Source organism: Brevundimonas sp. ALps5, assembly GCF_058681645.1.
The window spans coordinates 2,211,122-2,227,891 of sequence record NZ_CM178744.1 but is presented as its reverse complement, the minus strand read 5'-3'; the positions used below and the strand labels follow the sequence as shown (position 1 = coordinate 2,227,891).

Annotated in this window: 18 protein-coding genes; 10 read left to right on the top strand and 8 right to left on the bottom strand. The window is 69.3% G+C overall.

Annotated features, from left to right (window positions below; genetic code table 11):
* Window positions 1-17: 17 nt before the first annotated feature.
* On the bottom strand, window positions 18-1,853 hold the full coding sequence (locus ACW172_RS10855) for a vWA domain-containing protein (RefSeq protein ID WP_492031550.1): 1,836 nt from the start codon (window positions 1,851-1,853) through the stop codon (window positions 18-20).
* 162 nt (window positions 1,854-2,015) lie between these two features.
* Between ACW172_RS10855 and ACW172_RS10850 the strand changes: the two genes are divergently transcribed.
* Window positions 2,016-3,887: a monovalent cation:proton antiporter-2 (CPA2) family protein gene (locus ACW172_RS10850; RefSeq protein WP_492031549.1), complete on the top strand. Its 1,872-nt coding sequence runs from the start codon at window positions 2,016-2,018 to the stop codon at window positions 3,885-3,887.
* Between the two features lie 124 nt (window positions 3,888-4,011).
* The gene (locus tag ACW172_RS10845) at window positions 4,012-4,332 is read left to right on the top strand and encodes a hypothetical protein (RefSeq protein WP_492031548.1); all 321 of its coding nucleotides are present in this window, start codon (window positions 4,012-4,014) and stop codon (window positions 4,330-4,332) included.
* Here the strand turns inward: ACW172_RS10845 and ACW172_RS10840 are convergent.
* The 6 genes from ACW172_RS10840 to ACW172_RS10815 all read right to left on the bottom strand — a co-directional run bounded on the left by ACW172_RS10840 (window position 4,329) and on the right by ACW172_RS10815 (window position 7,974).
* Window positions 4,329-4,955, bottom strand: coding sequence for a DUF4126 domain-containing protein (locus tag ACW172_RS10840; protein WP_492031547.1), 627 nt, complete (start codon window positions 4,953-4,955; stop codon window positions 4,329-4,331). The two genes, ACW172_RS10845 and ACW172_RS10840, sit on opposite strands and share 4 nt — an antisense overlap.
* On the bottom strand, window positions 4,955-5,242 hold the full coding sequence (locus ACW172_RS10835; RefSeq protein WP_492031546.1) for a GNAT family N-acetyltransferase: 288 nt from the start codon (window positions 5,240-5,242) through the stop codon (window positions 4,955-4,957). The genes ACW172_RS10840 and ACW172_RS10835 overlap by 1 nt, the downstream gene beginning before the upstream one ends.
* Before the next feature lie 119 nt (window positions 5,243-5,361).
* Window positions 5,362-5,751 carry a hypothetical protein gene (locus ACW172_RS10830; protein ID WP_492031545.1) on the bottom strand — a complete coding sequence of 130 codons (390 nt, stop codon included), beginning with the start codon at window positions 5,749-5,751 and terminating at the stop codon, window positions 5,362-5,364.
* A gap of 19 nt (window positions 5,752-5,770) precedes the next feature.
* Entirely contained in the window at window positions 5,771-6,700 is a 930-nt protein-coding gene (locus ACW172_RS10825) for a hypothetical protein (RefSeq protein WP_492031544.1), read from the bottom strand.
* A gap of 114 nt (window positions 6,701-6,814) precedes the next feature.
* The gene (gene folB, locus ACW172_RS10820; protein ID WP_492031543.1) at window positions 6,815-7,216 is read right to left on the bottom strand and encodes a dihydroneopterin aldolase; all 402 of its coding nucleotides are present in this window, start codon (window positions 7,214-7,216) and stop codon (window positions 6,815-6,817) included.
* Entirely contained in the window at window positions 7,213-7,974 is a 762-nt protein-coding gene (locus ACW172_RS10815) for an SDR family oxidoreductase (protein WP_492031542.1), read from the bottom strand. The genes folB and ACW172_RS10815 overlap by 4 nt, the downstream gene beginning before the upstream one ends.
* Before the next feature lie 277 nt (window positions 7,975-8,251).
* On the opposite strand from ACW172_RS10815, the gene ACW172_RS10810 reads away from it, so the two are divergent.
* From ACW172_RS10810 to ACW172_RS10790, 5 genes are read left to right on the top strand one after another with little or no spacing between them, the layout of a single operon-like run.
* Window positions 8,252-9,073: a hypothetical protein gene (locus ACW172_RS10810; protein WP_492031541.1), complete on the top strand. Its 822-nt coding sequence runs from the start codon at window positions 8,252-8,254 to the stop codon at window positions 9,071-9,073.
* A gap of 32 nt (window positions 9,074-9,105) precedes the next feature.
* Window positions 9,106-9,585, top strand: a complete 480-nt coding sequence (locus ACW172_RS10805) for an NUDIX domain-containing protein (RefSeq protein WP_492031540.1) — start codon at window positions 9,106-9,108, stop codon at window positions 9,583-9,585.
* A gap of 51 nt (window positions 9,586-9,636) precedes the next feature.
* Window positions 9,637-10,479: an alpha/beta hydrolase gene (locus ACW172_RS10800; RefSeq protein WP_492031539.1), complete on the top strand. Its 843-nt coding sequence runs from the start codon at window positions 9,637-9,639 to the stop codon at window positions 10,477-10,479.
* Window positions 10,480-10,525: 46 nt separating this feature from the next.
* Window positions 10,526-10,975, top strand: coding sequence for a DMT family transporter (locus ACW172_RS10795; protein WP_492031538.1), 450 nt, complete (start codon window positions 10,526-10,528; stop codon window positions 10,973-10,975).
* A 51-nt stretch (window positions 10,976-11,026) separates the two neighbouring features.
* Entirely contained in the window at window positions 11,027-11,515 is a 489-nt protein-coding gene (locus ACW172_RS10790) for a VOC family protein (RefSeq protein WP_492031537.1), read from the top strand.
* A 14-nt stretch (window positions 11,516-11,529) separates the two neighbouring features.
* On the opposite strand, the gene amaB is transcribed toward ACW172_RS10790, so the two are convergent.
* Window positions 11,530-13,029, bottom strand: a complete 1,500-nt coding sequence (gene amaB / locus ACW172_RS10785; RefSeq protein WP_492031536.1) for an L-piperidine-6-carboxylate dehydrogenase — start codon at window positions 13,027-13,029, stop codon at window positions 11,530-11,532.
* Between the two features lie 107 nt (window positions 13,030-13,136).
* Between amaB and ACW172_RS10780 the strand changes: the two genes are divergently transcribed.
* The 3 genes from ACW172_RS10780 (at window position 13,137) to ACW172_RS10770 (ending at window position 16,768) form a co-directional block, all read left to right on the top strand.
* Window positions 13,137-13,550, top strand: coding sequence for a CBS domain-containing protein (locus ACW172_RS10780; RefSeq protein WP_492031535.1), 414 nt, complete (start codon window positions 13,137-13,139; stop codon window positions 13,548-13,550).
* Between the two features lie 86 nt (window positions 13,551-13,636).
* A complete protein-coding gene (locus ACW172_RS10775; protein WP_492031534.1) occupies window positions 13,637-14,209 on the top strand; it encodes a hypothetical protein in 573 nt (190 codons plus the stop codon).
* A 126-nt stretch (window positions 14,210-14,335) separates the two neighbouring features.
* On the top strand, window positions 14,336-16,768 hold the full coding sequence (locus tag ACW172_RS10770) for a PAS domain-containing sensor histidine kinase (RefSeq protein ID WP_492031533.1): 2,433 nt from the start codon (window positions 14,336-14,338) through the stop codon (window positions 16,766-16,768).
* The last annotated feature ends 2 nt before the right edge of the window (window positions 16,769-16,770 follow it).

Sequence of the window (16,770 nt, the reverse complement as noted above, 5' to 3'; positions counted from 1 at the left end):
CAAGGAGAAAGCGGGCTTCAGGGCGTCCCTCTCGCCGAGGTCTGATCGGCGGCGCGGATCAGCTGAACGAACTCGGCCCGGTCGCCGTAGGGGTCCTCGCCGCGCGCGCCCTGGGCCTGTTCGAGGATCGAGGCCCAGTCGTAGTTGGCGGCCATCCAGGGATCGCCGCGCAGACGCTGGCCGAAGGCGGCGACGGCCAGGGCCCAGCGCGTGCTTTCCGGCGGCTGGGCCGAGACTCGGTCACCGCCGGCATTGGACACCACATGCTGCATCAGCCGTGAGGTCGGCTGGCCGGGCAGCTTGTAGCGGATCTGGACGAAGCCGACTTCGCCGTCCGGATCGCCGGCGCCCCACTGGAGTGCGGGCGTGGGCCGGTTGCCCTCATAGCGGCGCTCGGAGATCTGAGACGGCCCGCCGACGGGGGTGATCTCATACAGGGCGGTGACCGAGGCGCCGGACCCGACCTCGCCCGCATCGACGCGATCGTTGTTGAAATCCTCCTCATTGAGCAGCCGGGTCTCGTATCCGATCAGCCGGTATTCGGAGACGCGGCCCGGGTTGAACTCGACCTGGATCTTCACATCGTCGGCGATGGGGAAGGCACCCTTGTCGAACTGGGGGCTGAACAGACGGCGCGCCTCGTCCAGATCGTCGACATAGGCGGCGGTTCCGTTACCGGCCTGGGCGATGGCCTGCATCCGGGCGTCCTGATAGTTGCCGCGCCCGAAGCCGTAGACCGACAGATAGATGCCCGTTGCCCGCTTGTCGGCGACATAGTCCTCCAGCCGCTTGTTGTCGGTGACCCCGACGTTGAAGTCGCCGTCGGTGAACATCAGGATCCGATTGACCTTGTCCGCGCCGAAGCTGGCCTGGGCCTGGTCATAGGCGTTGGTCATGCCGGTGGCGCCGGCGGTGCCGCCCGAGGCGTAGAGGCTGGCCACGGCGCAGCGCAGCTTCAGCTTCTGATCGCCGGGCGTCGGGGCCAGGGTCGTGCCCGCCCCCTCGGCATAGTAGGCGACCGCGACCCGGTCCTGGGGCCGAAGCCGGTCGATGATCAGGTTCATCGCCTTCTGGGCCAGCTCCAGCTTGTCCGCGCTGCCCATCGAGCCCGAGACGTCGACGAGGAAGGTCAGGTTCAGCGGCCTGCGCTCACCCTCCGGCAGCTCATAGCCCTGCAGCCCGATATGGACGATCTGACGGCCCGGCGACCAGGGCGAGGCGGTCACCGCCGTGGTCACGGCGAAGGGCTCGGCGCGGTTGGTCGGACGGGCGTAGCCGTAGTCGAAATAGTTGATCAGCTCCTCGACCCTCACGGCGTCGCGCGGCGGCCGCTGGCCGTCGGCGATGAAGCGGCGGACGTTGGAATAGGCGGCCGTGTCGACGTCGATGGAGAAGGTCGAGACGGGCGCGTCCGCGACGCGGCGCACCGGATTGGGCGTGGCGTCCGGGTAGCGTTCGGTGTCGAGCCTGGGCGGCTGGACGAAGGCTGATACGGGCGGCGGTGGTGCGGAGGGCGGCGGTGGCGGGGGAGGCGGAGCGGGAGGCGGAACGTAGCCGGGAGCCGGTGCGGCCGGGGCGTTGCGGACACGCGTCCCGGTGACCACGACGTCCTGGACCTCGGTCCCGCTGGACGCCCCATAGACCGGAGACGGCGGGGGCGGGGGCGTCGAGCGGGGCGGCGCATAGCCGACCCGCGTCAGCGTGAACCCCAGCGGCGCGCAGGCGGCGGGCGTCGCCTCCCCGTCCATGGCCGCGACGGGCGCAGGCGGGGCGACCACAGGGGCGCCTCCAGGCGCCGCGAGGGTCAGGCCGACGACAGCCGCCACCCCCTGTTTCAGAATGGCTGCGAGCATGGCGTCCTCCTCCGGAATTTGTCGTTGCCGCAACACACGGACTCGCGTTCGGCGAAACTGTGGCGGGGTCGCGGACCAAAAAAGGCGAGGAACGACTGTGTCCTGATGGCAATCCCGCGCCCCAGCCCCCACTATGGAGCTTCACGAGACAGGGCTGGCAAGATGGCGGATCCGACGGGCGGCGGAATGGGACTGGGTCATGCGGTGGCCCTGCTGGCGGCCGCCGTGGTCGCCGTGCCCCTGTTCAAGCGTTTTGGTCTGGGCGCGGTGCTGGGTTACCTCGCCGCCGGACTGGTCATCGGCCCGTTCGGCTTTCGCCTGATCGAGGACGCCGAGGCGGTGCTGCACGTCGCCGAACTGGGCGTCGTCATGTTCCTGTTCATCATCGGGCTGGAGATGCGTCCGGCCCGGCTGTGGAGCCTGCGCAAGGAAATCTTCGGCCTCGGCTTCCTGCAGGTGATGACCTGCGGCGCGCTTCTGACCGGCGCCGCGCTTCTGGCCGGGCTGGCCGCCCCCGCCGCCGTCATCGCCGGCGCCGGCTTCGCCCTGTCGTCAACCGCCATCGTCATGCAGCTGCTGGAAGAACGCAACGAACAGGCTGACGCCCCGGGGCAGCGGGTGGTCTCCATCCTGTTGTTCGAGGACCTGTCGATCGTGCCCCTGCTGGCCTTGGTCGCGGTGTTCGGCGGCATGTTCGGCACGGCGGTCGAGGACCCGCAACCGATCTGGCTGACCATCGGATTCGCCGTCGCCGCCGTCGCCGCCGTCTATGTGATCGGGCGCTGGCTGCTGAACCCGGCCTTCCGTCTACTGGCCCGTTACGGCGGACGCGAGGTGATGACGGCGGGCGCGCTTCTGGTGGTCCTAGGCGCCGCCTGGGCCATGGACCTCGGCGGGCTGTCGATGGCCATGGGCGCCTTCCTGGCCGGGGTGCTGCTGTCGGAATCGACCTTCCGCCACCAGCTGGAAGCCGATGTGGAGCCGTTCCGGGGTATTCTGCTGGGCCTGTTCTTCCTCAGCGTCGGCATGTCGCTGGATCTGGGCGTCGTCGTCCGCGACTGGCCGATGATCCTGGGTGGGGTCGCCGCCTTCATGTTCGCCAAGATGGCCGGAGTCTATGCGATCGCGCGGATCAAGTCCGGCCACGGCGAGGCCCTGAAGCGCGCGGCTCTGATGGGCGAGGGCGGGGAGTTCGCCTTCGTCCTCTATGGCGCCGCCCTGGCCGCCGGCCTGTTCGACGCCCGCACCGCCGCCATCCTCTCGGCTGTGGTCATCCTGTCGATGGCCCTGACCCCGGTGCGGATGCTGCTGGCCGACCGGTTCAAGCCGAAGGACGTCATTTCCCTGGACGGCATCGACAAGGCAAAGGACCTGCGCGAGCGGGTCCTGATCATCGGCTTCGGTCGCTTCGCGCAGGTCGTGGCGCAGCCGCTGCTGGCGCGCGACGTGGACGTCTCCATCGTCGACATCGACGTCGAGATGATCCAGGCCGCCGGCAATTTCGGTTTCAAGGTCTATTACGGCGACGGCGCCCGTCTGGACGTGCTGCGCGCTTCGGGCGCCGGATCGGCCGAGACCATCCTGGTCTGCGTCGACAAGCCGGAGACGGCCGACCGGATCGTCGAGCTGGTCAAGGCCGAGTTCCCCCTGACCAAGCTGTTCGTGCGTGCCTATGACCGCGGCCATTCGATCCGCCTGATCAAGGCCGGGGTCGAGTTCCACATCCGCGAGACCTTCGAGTCCGCCCTGGCCTTCGGCGAGCATGTGCTCAAGGACCTGGGCTTCTCGGAGGACGAGGCGCGCGACACCATCGAGGACGTCCGCCGCCGCGACGAGGAGCGACTGACGCTTCAGGTGGCGGGCGGGCTTACCGCCGGCCGGTCCCTGTGGCGCAACAACACCACGACCCCGCAGCCCGCGCCCTACGTCAAGCCGCGCCGCGAGGGCCAGGCCCTCAACGAAGAGGCCGCCGAGGTGCTGGAGGACGAGAGACTCGACGATGAGGCGGACGACGAGGTGCGAGAGCACGTTTGACGGCTTCGCCGACCGCCGTGATGCGCCCTCGCCACAGTGGCCCAAGGTTCTTCGTTAACGGATGAATTTCGCGGAACGACGGAGCCAGTCGCGAACTTTTTCTCTCAGCTGAGGGAACCCGATCATGCCGACCACAAAGTCCAAGCCGCCCGCCAAGCCCAATCTGCGCCTCGTCGAGGCGGAGAGCGCCATCTATGAGATGATGCGCACGCCCGAGACCACCGCCGAGCGCGTCAAACGCCTTCAGGTCGAGGCCCGCGCCCTGGCCGTCGAACAGGTCGAGGCGTTCGAGAAGATCCTGCTTCAGGCCGCCGAGATGGCCAAGGAGATCGCCGACGGCGGCGACGCCTATCCGGTCGGCGCCCGCGAGATCGCCTCGCGCCTCTACAGCGACCTGCCGGTCAAGGCCGAGACCATCCGAACCATCGTCGCCCGCACGCTTTAGGCCGCTGATCGGTTCGGCCGCTCGCGCAGGCGGTTGGCCAGGCGGAACAGCAGGACGGCGAAGACGATCAGGACCACCGGCACGATCAGCGGCGCCAGAAAGGCGATCAGCACCATGCCGACGCTGAACACGTCCTCGATGAAGGACAGCACCGGATTGCCCAACCCGCCGGTCGTCGCCGTCGAGGTCAGCCGCGTTCCGCCCTGGACCGCGTTGAAGGCGAAGGCGGTCGGAGCCCCCACGATGATCCCCGCGACCGCGGCCGTGGTCGGGTCCACGCCGGTGAAGACGCTGGCCGCCGCTATGGCCCCCGCGATCGGCCGGGTGAAGGCGCCCATGACCGTCAGGGCGTGATCGACGGCGGGGACCTTGTCGCCCGCGAACTCGGCCGCCGCCGCGATGGCGAGGGCGGCGATTGCCGGGAGCGAACCGATCCAGGCCAGGTGTTCGTTCAGGCTGACGCCGAACAGGCCGAACCGCGCCGCCAGGGCCAACATCAACAGGGGCAGGAAGGTGCGCAGGCCCGTCGCCGAAGCCAGACCCAGTCCCAGAAGCACCGGCAGGACCCAGGTCTGGAGCAGGCCGGCGGCCGGGCCGAGCTGGCCGGGATCAAGGCCTGGCATCAGGCCAGGACGTCGGCGTAGTCGGGGTGGCGTTTGAACCAGACGACCGCATAACTGCAACGCGGGGTCAGCTTCAGCTTCTCGTCGCGGGCGTGATCGGCCAGGCTCTGCATGAACTGGCCCGCGGCGCCCGAGCCGCGCAGTTCGGGCTCGGCCTCGACATGGAGAATGGCGCGGCGGTCGCCCTGGACCGCATAGTCGGCGAACACCACCCTGAGCGCGCCGTCGGGGTCGGTGAAGCCCTGCTCGAACCGATGCTCGGCCGGCACGTCGCGAAAGTCGGTCATGATGGCGCTTCCCCGCGTTCTGCTTTGTTCGGCAACCGACAGAGGGCCGGAGTGTTCCGCGCCGAAAGCGATCTCTTGCGATTGATGCGCGCCTGCAACAGCGGCTAAAGCCGGGCCTTTCAGGGGGCGTTGTCGGACAGCAGGTTCACCAGGCTGAGGATCGACTTGATCGTGAACCAGACGTGCAGAACGAAAAGGGCCAGAGCGCACAGGCAAAGGGTCAGTATGCCGACCCCGATCATCATCAGCGGAATGCTGATCAAAATTCCGATCCACAGGCCGACCGTCCACCAGAAGACCGACCAGAACAGGGCAATCTGGGCCTCGATATGCTGACGCGGCAGACCCGTGGCGGTCCCTCGTCCCGCGTAGGCGACGATCAGGCCGACGATGACCAGCAGGTTCGCGCTGGGGATCGACAGGATGTAGAGGGCCCAGGCGATGATGGCGGCGGGCCGCCCTTCCGACTCATGGCCGCTGTCGAGACGGGGCTGGGGGGCGTCGGTCATTCGGTCGGGCTCCTTGGTCTCAGATCATCCAGGTGCGGGGATTGGCGACCGGCTTGCCGGCGGAGAGCGTCATCACTCCCCAGGCGCCGCGTATGATCACCCAGACCGCCATGGCGACCAGTACGAACACCCCCAGGTTCACCGCGACCAGAACGGCGCCGACCACGGCGGCGATGGCGGCGATCCACAAGGTGCGTGTCTGGAACTCGAAATGGCTGCGGGCCAGATGTTGTTCCGGCTTCGGACGCATCCAGACCATCAACAGGCCGATCACCGCCGCCACGCCGAAGGTCGGCACGGCGAACAGGATCAGGGCATAGATCGTATAGAGACCCGTCGCCCCTTCGGGCGCGTCGCCCGACCCGTTGCGGCTGCCCTTCTGGTCAGCGCGACCGAAGGCGGGCGCCGAAGAGGGCCGGCTGAAGGCGGGCGTCGCCGACAGAGGGCCCAAGGAATCGGGGCCAAGGGTATCGGGGGCGATCCGCTCGGCCGCCAGCGGCGTCTCCACGGACCATCCGGAAGACACGGGCTCTGACGGCGTAGCGGCTTCGTCCGGCTCCGGCGTGGGATCCAGGATGGGGTCGCGCTTGCGGGGCGCCGCGAAGGTCGGGGCGGGAATCACCGGTTCGGGCTCGGGAATCGGGGTGATGACCGGCTCGGCCTCAGGTTCCGGCGCGACGACCTCGACCTCGGGTTCCGGTTCGATCTCGGGCTCGGGCTCCGGAACGGGCTCGGGCGCACGGCGCTCGATCCCGGCGAGGGCGGCGGCGCTGGTGAAGCCGATCAGTTCGTCGTGGGCATGGTGGTCGGGCTCGGGCGCCGGACGCACCGGGGCGGCCCAGGTCGGACGGCGGGGTGCGGCGGGCGCCGGCTCGTCACGGAACAGGTCGGCGTCCTCGGGCTCTTGCGCGCCGTCCTGGGGCGAATGCGGTACGCCGGGTTCGGCCATCGAGGATCTCCGTTCAGGCGGCGGCGCCGAACGGCCCCGTCGTCATCGGGCGGACAATGGCGCTCGGCGAGCCCGAGCGCAACCGCTTCAAGGGGTTGGGCCGGGGTGCGGCCCCTAGCGAGCCCAGGTCAGTTCGCAGCCGGGAGCGACCGCGCCCTGCAAAGCCCCGGGTTTCTCGACCCGCACGGTGACCCGGCGCACCCGGCCATCGCGCAGGCAGGCCAGGGCCAGGCGTTCGGCGAAACTCTCGACCAGACCGATATGGCCCTCTGCGGCGATGTCGCGGGCCGCCTGGGCGATGGTCTCATAGTTGATGGTGTCCGACAGCCGCTCAACCGCATGCGCTCCCAGATCGAGGGTCACGTCGATGATCAGGGTCTGAAGCCGGCCGTGTTCGTGGTCATAGACCCCGATGCCCGCTTCGATGGTCAGGCCGCGCACGAAGACGGTCAGCCCCTCGCGCCGGACGGTGTCGGTCGAGGGGAAGGCGGCGACGCCGCTCAGCTCAGCGCTCATTGGGGATACTCGGACTCGAGGATGTCGGGGGTCTGCCACGCCAGGTGCTGGCCGCCGTCGACGGCGATCATCTGGCCGGTGACCATATCGGCCTGAACCAGCCAGACGACGGCAGCGGCGACGGCCTCGGGGCTGCCGGGCTTCTGCAGCAGGGTGCCGGCGGCCTCGGCGGCGAAGTCGGCTTCGGACTGATGGATCGAGGGCAGGGTCGGGCCGGGGCCGACGCCGTTGACCCGGATGCGCGGCGCCAGGGCCTGGGCCAGGGTCCGGGTCGCCCACCACAGGCCGTTGCGGGACAGGGCGTAGGAGAAGAAGCGCGGATCGGGCTTGAGCACCCGCTGGTCCAGCAGATTGACGATGACCGAGCCATCCGGCGCCTGATCGGCGAAGGCTTCGGCGAGAACGACGGGGGCACGCAGATTGGTGTCGAGGTGTTTGTCCCAGGTCTCGCGCGACAGGCCTCCGACCGCGTCGTTCTCGAACACCGAGGCGTTATTGACCAGGACCGACAGGGGACCGAGTTCGGCGACGGCGGCGGGGATCAGGCCGCGCACCTGATCCTCGTCGGTCAGGTCGGCCTTGAGAATGACGGCGCGGCGGCCGAGCGCACGCACCGATTCGGCGACAGCCTCGGCCTCTTCGGGATCGCTGCGATAGTGGATGGCCACGTCGTGACCGGCGCCGGCGAGCGCCAGACAGATGGCCCGGCCGATGCGCTTGCCGCCACCCGTGACGAGGGCGGCGCGGGCCTTAGTCAACCCGACCGAACTCGATGAAGTTGATGACGCCCAGCAGGACGACGAAGCCGAGAATGATGCCGAGAGCCAGCATGGAAATGCTCCTGTTCAGATCGGGTGATACCGGGCCGGGGGCATGGGTTCAAGCCGCAGACCGGCGCCGCGTGAAGACGAGGCCTTCGCGTTCGGCTTCGCCATGTTGCAACGGCGTTATCCGAAGATCGAACTGAGGCCGCACCGCACCTGCAGGAACGCTCCATCGGAGGCCGACGCGCCTCGCCATGGAGACCCCCGCCCCATGACCCTCTCCCCAATGACGCCCGATCAAGGTCGCCGCATCCACATCACCGGCGCGCCGCGCAGCGGCACCACCCTGCTGCACGTCCTCTTCCTGGCCTGTTTCGACATCGACGGCGGAGTGAAGGAAGAGCTGCGTCTGCGCCGGCCCGCGCCGCGCGACCGCCGGATCGTCTGCACCAAATGTCCGGACGAGGTGGCCTTCACCGCCTCCATGTTGAGCCTCGATCCGCGGCTGCACGCCGTCTATGTGGCCCGCGATCCGCGCGATGTGATCACCAGCGAGCACGGCGGCTGGCCCGGGCGCTACTTCACCAATCTGCGCGTCTGGCGGCGCAGCGCCCGGGCGGCCGAAAAGGCGCGTGGCCGCGAGCGCTTCCACATCGTCGATTACCACCGCCTGGTCACCGAGCCGGACACCGTCCAGGTCGAACTGATGGCGGCCATGCCCTTCCTGACGCTGAAGCACCTCTTCTCGCGCTATCATGAGGTGGTGCGCGAACCGAGCGCCGAATGGGCGCCGGCGATGCGGGCGATCCGGCCGGTGACGCCCGAGAGCCTCGGCGCCTGGCGGCTCAAGCCTGAGCGGATCAAGGGCCAGATCGCCCGGCATGGCGATATGACCGAAGAGCTGATCGCCCTGGGCTATGAACGCGACCACCACTGGCTGACGGCCCTGCGCCCGGTCGAGCCCGACCTGACGCCCAGCATCCATCCGGAGCGGCTGGGCCTGCGCCGGACGATCAGCGAGCGCCTGCCCCGCGTGCGCGACGCCGTCCTCTATCTGACCCGCAACGCCCTGCCGATGGCCGCCGCCCGCTAGGCGAGGCAAGACCGGCGTGCCATGGTCGCGCCATGTCCAGAAAGCCGTGGCGCGCCGTCGTCGAGCCCTATACCCGCCCCCTGTTCTTCGCGGTCTCGCGCCTGACGCGCGGCATGACCCTGGGGGTGCGGGGCGTCGCCGTCGACATCGAGGGACGGGTCCTGCTGGTCAAACACACCTATGTCATGGGTTGGTGGCTGCCGGGCGGCGGCGTCGACAAGGGCGAGACGACCCAGGCCGCCGTGGTGCGCGAGATGCGCGAGGAGGCCGGACTGATCGCCACCACCCCGCCTCGCCTGCTGTCGATCCATTCCAACGAGGCCTACTTCCCGGGCGACCATGTCGTGGTCTTCGCCATCGACGCCTTCACTATGGAAGAGCGAACCAGCCACGGGGAGATCGCAGAGATCGGCTGGTTCGCACCCGACGCCCTGCCCGAGGACGCCCACCGTTCGACCCGGGCGCGGCTGGCGGAAATCTTCGGCGGCGCGGCGGCCACCCAAAGCTGGTGACGGAATCCGGGGCATGGCGGCGTTGAAGCTTCGGGGCTCATGGAGACGACCATGCCGATATTCGACCGCCGCCGCCTGATCGCCCTTTCACTGGCCGGAGCCGCGCTTGCGGCCGCCGCGCCCGGCTTCGCCCGTCAGGCCGCGCCGACCGCGAACCGCTACGGGTCCGATCCGCTTCAGAGCTACGATCTATACCCTGGGCCGGACACGGGACCGATCCTGATGTTCGTCCACGGCGGCGGCTGGAAGCGGGGTGAGAACTCCATGGTCAACGCCCTGCCCGACTATGCCCGGCGGCACGGCCTGACTTTGGCCTCGACCAGTTATCGGCTGGTCCCTGAGGTTGGTGCCCGGGAAGAGGCGCAGGATGTCGCCGCCGCCGTCGCCGACCTGCATCGCCGCCTGCCGGGCCGGCCGATCTTCCTGCTGGGTCATTCGGCGGGCGCACATCTGGCGGCCCTGGTGGGCGTCGATCCCGTCTATCTGCGCGCGTACGGGATGAAGCCGTCCGATCTGGGCGGAGTGATCCTGCTGGACGGCGCCGGATACGACGCCACCGGCCCGCGTGGGCGCGGCATCGTCGGGCGGGCGCTGGACCAGATGTACGACAACGCCTTCGGACCCGAGGGCAGCCCCGCCCGCGCCGAACTGTCGCCGACGCTGCGGGTCCAGCAAGGCCAGACCTATCCGCCCTTCCTGATCTTCCACGTCGCCAGCCGCCCCGATTCGGCGGCCCAGAGCCAGGCGCTCGCCGCCGCCCTGAACAGGGCCGGCGGTCAGGCTGAGGTCATCGCCGCCCCGGGCGAAACCCATATGACCATCAACCGCAGCTTCGGCGTCGAGGACGATCCCGAGGGCGAACGCGGCGCCCGGTTCATCTCGGCTCATTCCTGAGAAACGCCCCCTGCCCGTCCGCGAAACGGCGTGATAGCTCAAGGGTATGAACTTCAACGCCGCCATGATCTTGCTCGCCGTCATCATCGCCGGCGGCGCGACCGCGCTTCAGGCGCCGACCAACGCCCGGCTGGCCGTAGCCATGGCCTCGCCGGTCAATGCGGCCTTCATTTCCTTCGCGGTCGGGACGCTGGCGCTCGGCATTCTGGCGGCGGTCCTGCACACGAAACCGGACCTCGCGGCGGTGAAGACCCTGCCCGCCTGGGCCTGGATGGGCGGCCTTTACGGATGCGTCTTCGTGATCACCGCCGCCTGGGGCGTGCCGCGTCTGGGAGCCGCCCTGACCATCACCCTGATGGTCGCCGGCCAGCTGCTGCTCAGCCTGATCCTCGACCACTTCGGCGCCCTGGGCGTGCCGCGTCACCCGATCGGGATCGGCCGCCTGGCGGGTGTGGCCCTGGTCTTCATCGGCGTCCTGATGGTGCGCCGGTTCTGAACCGAACCGGCCGTCGGGGTTTCAATACGACAGAAAACAGGGAGCCCCGAAATGCCCACGCTCAGCAAGATCGCCCCGTCCTTCTGGTTCGTGAAGGAGGCCGAGGAGGCCGCCAGCCTCTATGTCTCCGCCTTCCCGGACTCGCGCATCGACCGGGTCTGGACGCTGGAGGTCGAGACGCCCAGCGGCCCGCCGGGATCGGTCAAGGTGGTGGAGTTCACCCTTGCCGGCCAGTCGTTCACGGCCATGGACGCCGGCAAGCTGGACGACTTCAACCACGCCATCTCCTTCACCGTGAACTGTGAAGATCAGGCCGAGATCGACCACTATTGGGACGCGCTGCAGGCGGGCGGCGGCTCGCCCGAGCAGTGCGGCTGGCTGAGGGACCGGTTCGGGGTCTGCTGGCAGATCGTGCCGGTCGTCCTCAATGAGCTGCAGTCGTCCAGCGACCGCGCCGCCGCCGGGCGGACGGCCGTGGCCATGCTGAAGATGGTCAAGCTGGATCTGGCCGCGCTTCAGGCCGCTTACAGCGGCCAATAGGCGACGGCCAATAGTCAGACGTCGAACTTCACGCCCTGGGCCAGAGGGAGGTCGGCGGAGAAGTTCACCGTCTGGGTCTGGCGACGCATATAGGCCTTCCAGGCGTCCGAGCCGCTCTCGCGCCCGCCGCCGGTCTCCTTCTCGCCGCCGAAGGCCCCGCCGATCTCGGCGCCCGAGGGGCCGATGTTGACGTTGGCGATGCCGCAGTCCGAACCCCAGGCCGAGAGGAAGGCCTCGGCCTCGCGCACGCTGTCGGTGAAGACGCAGGAGGACAGGCCCTGCGGCACGGCGTTCTGGAGTTCGACCGCCTGATCGAAGTCGCTCCACGTCAGGACGTAGAGGATGGGGGCGAAGGTCTCATGCTCGACCACCGCCGTCTGGGCCGGCATGCGGACAATGGCGGGGGTGACATAGGTTCCGTCGGCCTCGACGCGCGTTCCGCCGACGAGGATCTCGCCGCCTTGCGCCACGGCGTCCGCGAGCGCCGTCTCGAAGCCCTTCACGGCCGGCTCATCGATCAGGGGGCCGACGAGGACGCCGTCCTTGCGCGGATCGCCGACCGGCAGGCTGGCATAGGCCTTGACCAGTCGCTTGGTCAGGGCCTCGGCGACGCTCTCATGCACGATCAGGCGACGCAGGGTGGTGCAGCGCTGACCGGCGGTGCCGACAGCCGAGAAGGCGATGGCGCGCACGGCCATCTCCAGATCGGCGCTGGGGGTGACGATCATGGCGTTGTTGCCGCCGAGCTCGAGCAGGGAGCGGCCGAGACGGCCTGCCACGGTCTGGGCCACCGCCTTGCCCATCCGGGTCGAACCCGTCGCTGAAACCAGCGGCACGCGCGGGTCGGCCGACAGGGCCTCGCCGATCTCGCGGCCGCCGATCAGGAGTTGGCTCAGTCCTTCCGGAGCATCGCCGAAACGCGCCACGGCGCGTTCGAACACCGCCTGCACGCCCAGCGCGGTCAGGGGCGTCTTCTCCGACGGTTTCCAGATCACCGGGTCGCCGCAGACAAGGGCGAGGGCCGCGTTCCAGGCCCAGACGGCGATGGGGAAGTTGAAGGCGGTGACGACGGCGACGGGGCCCAGCGGCTGCCAGGTCTCGCGCATGTGGTGGCCGGGCCGTTCGCTCGGCAGGGTCAGGCCGTAGAGCTGACGCGACAGGCCGACGGCGAAGTCGCAGATATCGATCATCTCCTGGGCCTCGCCGAGGCCCTCGGAGACGATCTTGCCGGCCTCGAGCGTGACCAGCATGGCCAGGTCGGTCTTGGCGGCGCGCAGCTCCTCGCCCAGCAAACGGACCAACTCGCCGCGACGCGGGGCGGGCACACGGCGCCAGGCCTTGAAAGCCTCGACCGAACGGGCCACGGCGGCCTCGACCTGATCCGGCGTCGCCTGGGCCAGATTTCCGGCGCTGGAGCCGTCGATCGGCGAGCGGGTCGGCAGATCTCCAGACCAGACGGCGTCGGAAACGCCGAGGCGGGTCAGGATGGCTTTGGCGTCTGCGGCTGCGGTCATTGAAGTCTCTCCGTCGGGCCGATGCCCTTACCGCTCGTGGGCGAAAGGCGAAAGCGGAACCGGCCGTTCTCCCCGGGGTTCTGTGGCGACAACGAGGAGGAAGCCCGATGAAGATTCGCGATGTGATGACCAAGGACGTTCAGGTCGCCCGCCCCGGCGACACCCTTCAGGACGTGGCGGCCCGCATGGGCTCTGGCGATTTCGGCTTCATTCCCGTCGCCGAGGACGACCGTCTGGTCGGAACCCTGACCGACCGCGACATCGCCGTGCGCGCCGTGGGCAAGGGCTTTGGGCCCGCGACGGCGGTGTCGGAAGTGATGACGACCGAGGTGGTCACCGCCCTGGACAGCGCCGATCTGAAGAGCGCCCTCGACGCCATGGGCGACGGCAAGATCCGCCGCCTGCCGGTCGTGGACAAGCATCAGCGGCTGGTCGGGGTGGTGTCGCTGGGCGACCTGTCGACCCGGGTGAAGGAGAAGTACGCGGGCGAGGCGCTGGAGACCATTTCTCAGCCTGGTTGAAATTAACGGCCTCTTCACCCTATTCGGAAACCGCGCAGCAAGCGGTGAACCGCCATTCTACGGGCTCGGATAGTCGGAGAACCGTCATGGCGCGCGCTCAATTCCAGAAGGGCCAGAAGGTCTGGGTCGAATGCGTGGGCGCGTGGGCCCACATCGAAAAGGTCCAGCCGGTCTGGGCCAAGGGCTTCGACGAGCCCGTCCGGGTCACCTATGAGATCGGCCTCGGCCGCGAGTTCCTGGCGCATGAACTGATGCTGCCGGTCGAGGACGAGGCGTCCGAGGACGTCGGCAACTGGCGGCTGCTGCGCGCCCGCAACAAGTGGCAGCTGGCCGAGGACACCCCGCACCATCCCTTCCCCGGCACCTATCCGGTCGTGGTCACCGATCCGGCCGACTGGGGCGGCTGGCGCGTGCCGGGCGCCGAATACGACCGCGATCCGGACCGCATCGAGTTCCAGGCCCGGCTGATCGCCGCCGCGCCGCAACTGATGGCCCTTGCCCAGTCGCTGATCGACGCCGTGGATGAAAACCCCGACGACGCCCCGCCCGCGACGGTCGCCATGGCGCGTCAGGCTCGCGATATCCTGAAATCGGTCACCGACGTCCTGGCCACGCCGCCGGAGACTGTTGCCCAGAAGATTCGCGCACAGGCGGCTTAATACCTTTCGTTAACCATGCCTCGACAGGATTCCGCGACGCAGCCTAGATTCCAGACTTCGTCGAATCGCTTCGCACCGGTCTGAAAAGGGCCGCGGACGCGAGCTTTTTTAGTCCGGGAGAGCGCCTTGCGGGGCAATGAGCGCCGCATACAGGGACCGGGCCGCCGATCATCCGATCAGGGCGGCGGACGTGCGGCCAGCCGCACCCGGATCCTGATCCTTGGCCTCACCCTCTGCGTCGCCGCCTATGTGCTTCTGGTCGCGCGCCAGACCGCCCGCCCCGAACGGGAGGCCGATCAACTTCGCGTCGCCGCCCAGCAACAGGACGCCCAGCTGTTCGCCGCCCGGATGGACGGTCGCATCCTGACCGCCCGCGCCGCCCTGACCATCGGCGCCGCGGCCCTGACCGGCCATACCGACCGGCCGCTGGACGCCGCCGAGGCCGCCCGCGCCGCGGCCCCCGAGGCCGCCTTCGCCATCCTGTCGCCGACCGGCGCCGTCCAGGCCGCCAGCGGCGCCCCCGCCGAGGCCTTCGCCGAACCCCCGGCGTCGGCCGGTCACGCCCTGCGTCTCGGCGCCGATCGCCGCGCGGTTCTCACCAGCCAGGCGGCCGGAACGATGCGGATCGTCGCCCGCATTCCCCTGCCCGCCTCCGAGACGGGGTCCGCCCTCTATTTGTCCATGCCCGACGACGACGTCGCGACGGCGGCTCCCGGGGCGACCGTTCCGGCGCTCAACCACGCGGCGCTGAAGGCGGCGACGGGTCCGATCGCGACGACGCCCTCGGGCGGCAAGCCGCTGACCCTCCTCGCCGCCCCGGTCGGATCCACCGGCTTGCTGGCGGTCGCCGCCCAGCCGGCCGGCTCGGGCGGCGGACTGCTGGGCGACGCCTGGGTCCTGTTGGCTCCGCTGGCCCTCGGCGCCGCCGTGGGAGCCATGATGCTGGTGCAGGGCTGGCGCCAGCGCCGGGCGACCCGCGACTGGGCCGAGACCGAGCACCGCTTCCGCGTCGCCGTCGAGGCCGCCCGCTGCGGCGTCTGGGAATGGGATCTGGAGGCCGAGGAAGTCACCCTGTCCGACTATATGGCGACCCTGCTGGGCTTGCCGGAGGGCGGCGTCGTCCCGGCCGCGACCGTGCTGGGGCGGGTCCATCCCAAATACCGCGATCTGGTCGAGCACGCCCTGCGTCAGGCCGCGACATTCGGCGCCTTCGAGACCACCTTCCCGGTCACCGGTCCCAACAGCACGATCCGCTGGATCGACGCCCGCGGGCAGGCGCGCGGCGAACGCGACGAAGGCGGCTTCATCAACATCCTGGGCGTGGCCCTCGACATCACCGAGGCCCGCCGCGCCAAGGCCCAGGCCCAGTCGGCCGAAAGCCGGCTGCGCGACGGCATCGAGAGCGTGTCCGACGCCTTCTCCCTGTTCGACCGCCATGGGCGGCTGATCCTGTGCAACCAGGCCTTCTCCGACGCCTTCGGCCTGGCCCCCGAGGCCGTGCGCCGCGGGGCGATGAAGGACGAGCTGAACCGCATCGCCGCCCTGGCCATCAAGGCCGACCATCCGTCCTCGGACCTCGGCGCCGGAATGCGCGAGGTCGAGATGCACGACGGCCGCTGGCTGCGGCTGGCCGAGCGCTACACTTCCGACGGCGGGACCGTGGTCACCGCCACCGACCTGACCCAGATCAAGAAGCAGGAGGCCGAGACCCAGCGCGCCGCGGACAGCTTGCGCCTGATGGTCGACCAGTTGGAGTCGAGTCAGGAGAAGCTCAGCCTGCTGGCCCGCAAATACGAGATCGCCATGACCCGGGCCGAGGCCGCCAACCAGGCCAAGTCGGAGTTCCTGGCCAATATGTCCCACGAGCTCCGCACCCCGCTGAACGCCATCAACGGCTTCTCCGAGATCATGGCCGGCGAGATGTTCGGCCCGGTCGGCGACGCGCGCTACAAAGGCTATGCCTCCGACATCCTGAAGTCCGGCCAGCACCTGCTGAGCTTGATCAACGACATCCTCGACATGGCCAAGATCGAGGCCGGCAAGATGACGCTGCACTATGAGAAGGTATCGCTGAGAGAGGTCTGCGAGGACGCCATCCGCCTGATGCGCGGCAAGGCCGAGGACTCGGGCCTGACCCTGGCGCTGGAGGCCCAGGACCTGCCCGACATCGACGCCGATCAGCGCGGCCTGAAGCAGGTCATGCTGAACCTGATCTCGAACGCGGTGAAGTTCACGCCCGAGGGCGGCTCGATCACCGTCTCGGTGGCCCAGCACGGGGTGGGACGTCAGAGGGTCGCGGTCGCCGACACGGGCATCGGCATCGCCGCCGAGGATCTGGGCCGCCTCGCCCGCCCGTTCGAACAGGTCGAGGGCCAGCACTCCAAGACCACGCAGGGGACCGGCCTGGGCCTGGCCCTGACCAAGTCGCTGATCGAGATGCACCACGGCGTGATGGCCATGGACAGCGAGCCGGGCGCCGGGACCGTGGTCAGCTTCGACCTTCCCGAAGTTCGCCCGGCCGAGGCCGGGGCCAGCCCGCCCCAGGCGCGCGCGGCCTGAAG

What these genes read in the sequence shown, in the direction of transcription:
- ACW172_RS10830 (WP_492031545.1), bottom strand. Translation starts at nt 5,751, where the DNA reads ATGACCGACGCCCCCCAGCCCCGTCTCGACAGCGGCCATGAGTCGGAA.
- amaB (WP_492031536.1), bottom strand. Translation starts at nt 13,029, where the DNA reads ATGACCGCAGCCGCAGACGCCAAAGCCATCCTGACCCGCCTCGGCGTT.
- ACW172_RS10835 (WP_492031546.1), bottom strand. Translation starts at nt 5,242, where the DNA reads ATGACCGACTTTCGCGACGTGCCGGCCGAGCATCGGTTCGAGCAGGGC.
- ACW172_RS10845 (WP_492031548.1), top strand. Translation starts at nt 4,012, where the DNA reads ATGCCGACCACAAAGTCCAAGCCGCCCGCCAAGCCCAATCTGCGCCTC.
- ACW172_RS10810 (WP_492031541.1), top strand. Translation starts at nt 8,252, where the DNA reads ATGACCCTCTCCCCAATGACGCCCGATCAAGGTCGCCGCATCCACATC.
- folB (WP_492031543.1), bottom strand. Translation starts at nt 7,216, where the DNA reads ATGAGCGCTGAGCTGAGCGGCGTCGCCGCCTTCCCCTCGACCGACACC.
- ACW172_RS10805 (WP_492031540.1), top strand. Translation starts at nt 9,106, where the DNA reads ATGTCCAGAAAGCCGTGGCGCGCCGTCGTCGAGCCCTATACCCGCCCC.
- ACW172_RS10775 (WP_492031534.1), top strand. Translation starts at nt 13,637, where the DNA reads ATGGCGCGCGCTCAATTCCAGAAGGGCCAGAAGGTCTGGGTCGAATGC.
- ACW172_RS10840 (WP_492031547.1), bottom strand. Translation starts at nt 4,955, where the DNA reads ATGCCAGGCCTTGATCCCGGCCAGCTCGGCCCGGCCGCCGGCCTGCTC.
- ACW172_RS10855 (WP_492031550.1), bottom strand. Translation starts at nt 1,853, where the DNA reads ATGCTCGCAGCCATTCTGAAACAGGGGGTGGCGGCTGTCGTCGGCCTG.
- ACW172_RS10795 (WP_492031538.1), top strand. Translation starts at nt 10,526, where the DNA reads ATGAACTTCAACGCCGCCATGATCTTGCTCGCCGTCATCATCGCCGGC.
- ACW172_RS10850 (WP_492031549.1), top strand. Translation starts at nt 2,016, where the DNA reads ATGGCGGATCCGACGGGCGGCGGAATGGGACTGGGTCATGCGGTGGCC.
- ACW172_RS10800 (WP_492031539.1), top strand. Translation starts at nt 9,637, where the DNA reads ATGCCGATATTCGACCGCCGCCGCCTGATCGCCCTTTCACTGGCCGGA.
- ACW172_RS10825 (WP_492031544.1), bottom strand. Translation starts at nt 6,700, where the DNA reads ATGGCCGAACCCGGCGTACCGCATTCGCCCCAGGACGGCGCGCAAGAG.
- ACW172_RS10780 (WP_492031535.1), top strand. Translation starts at nt 13,137, where the DNA reads ATGAAGATTCGCGATGTGATGACCAAGGACGTTCAGGTCGCCCGCCCC.
- ACW172_RS10790 (WP_492031537.1), top strand. Translation starts at nt 11,027, where the DNA reads ATGCCCACGCTCAGCAAGATCGCCCCGTCCTTCTGGTTCGTGAAGGAG.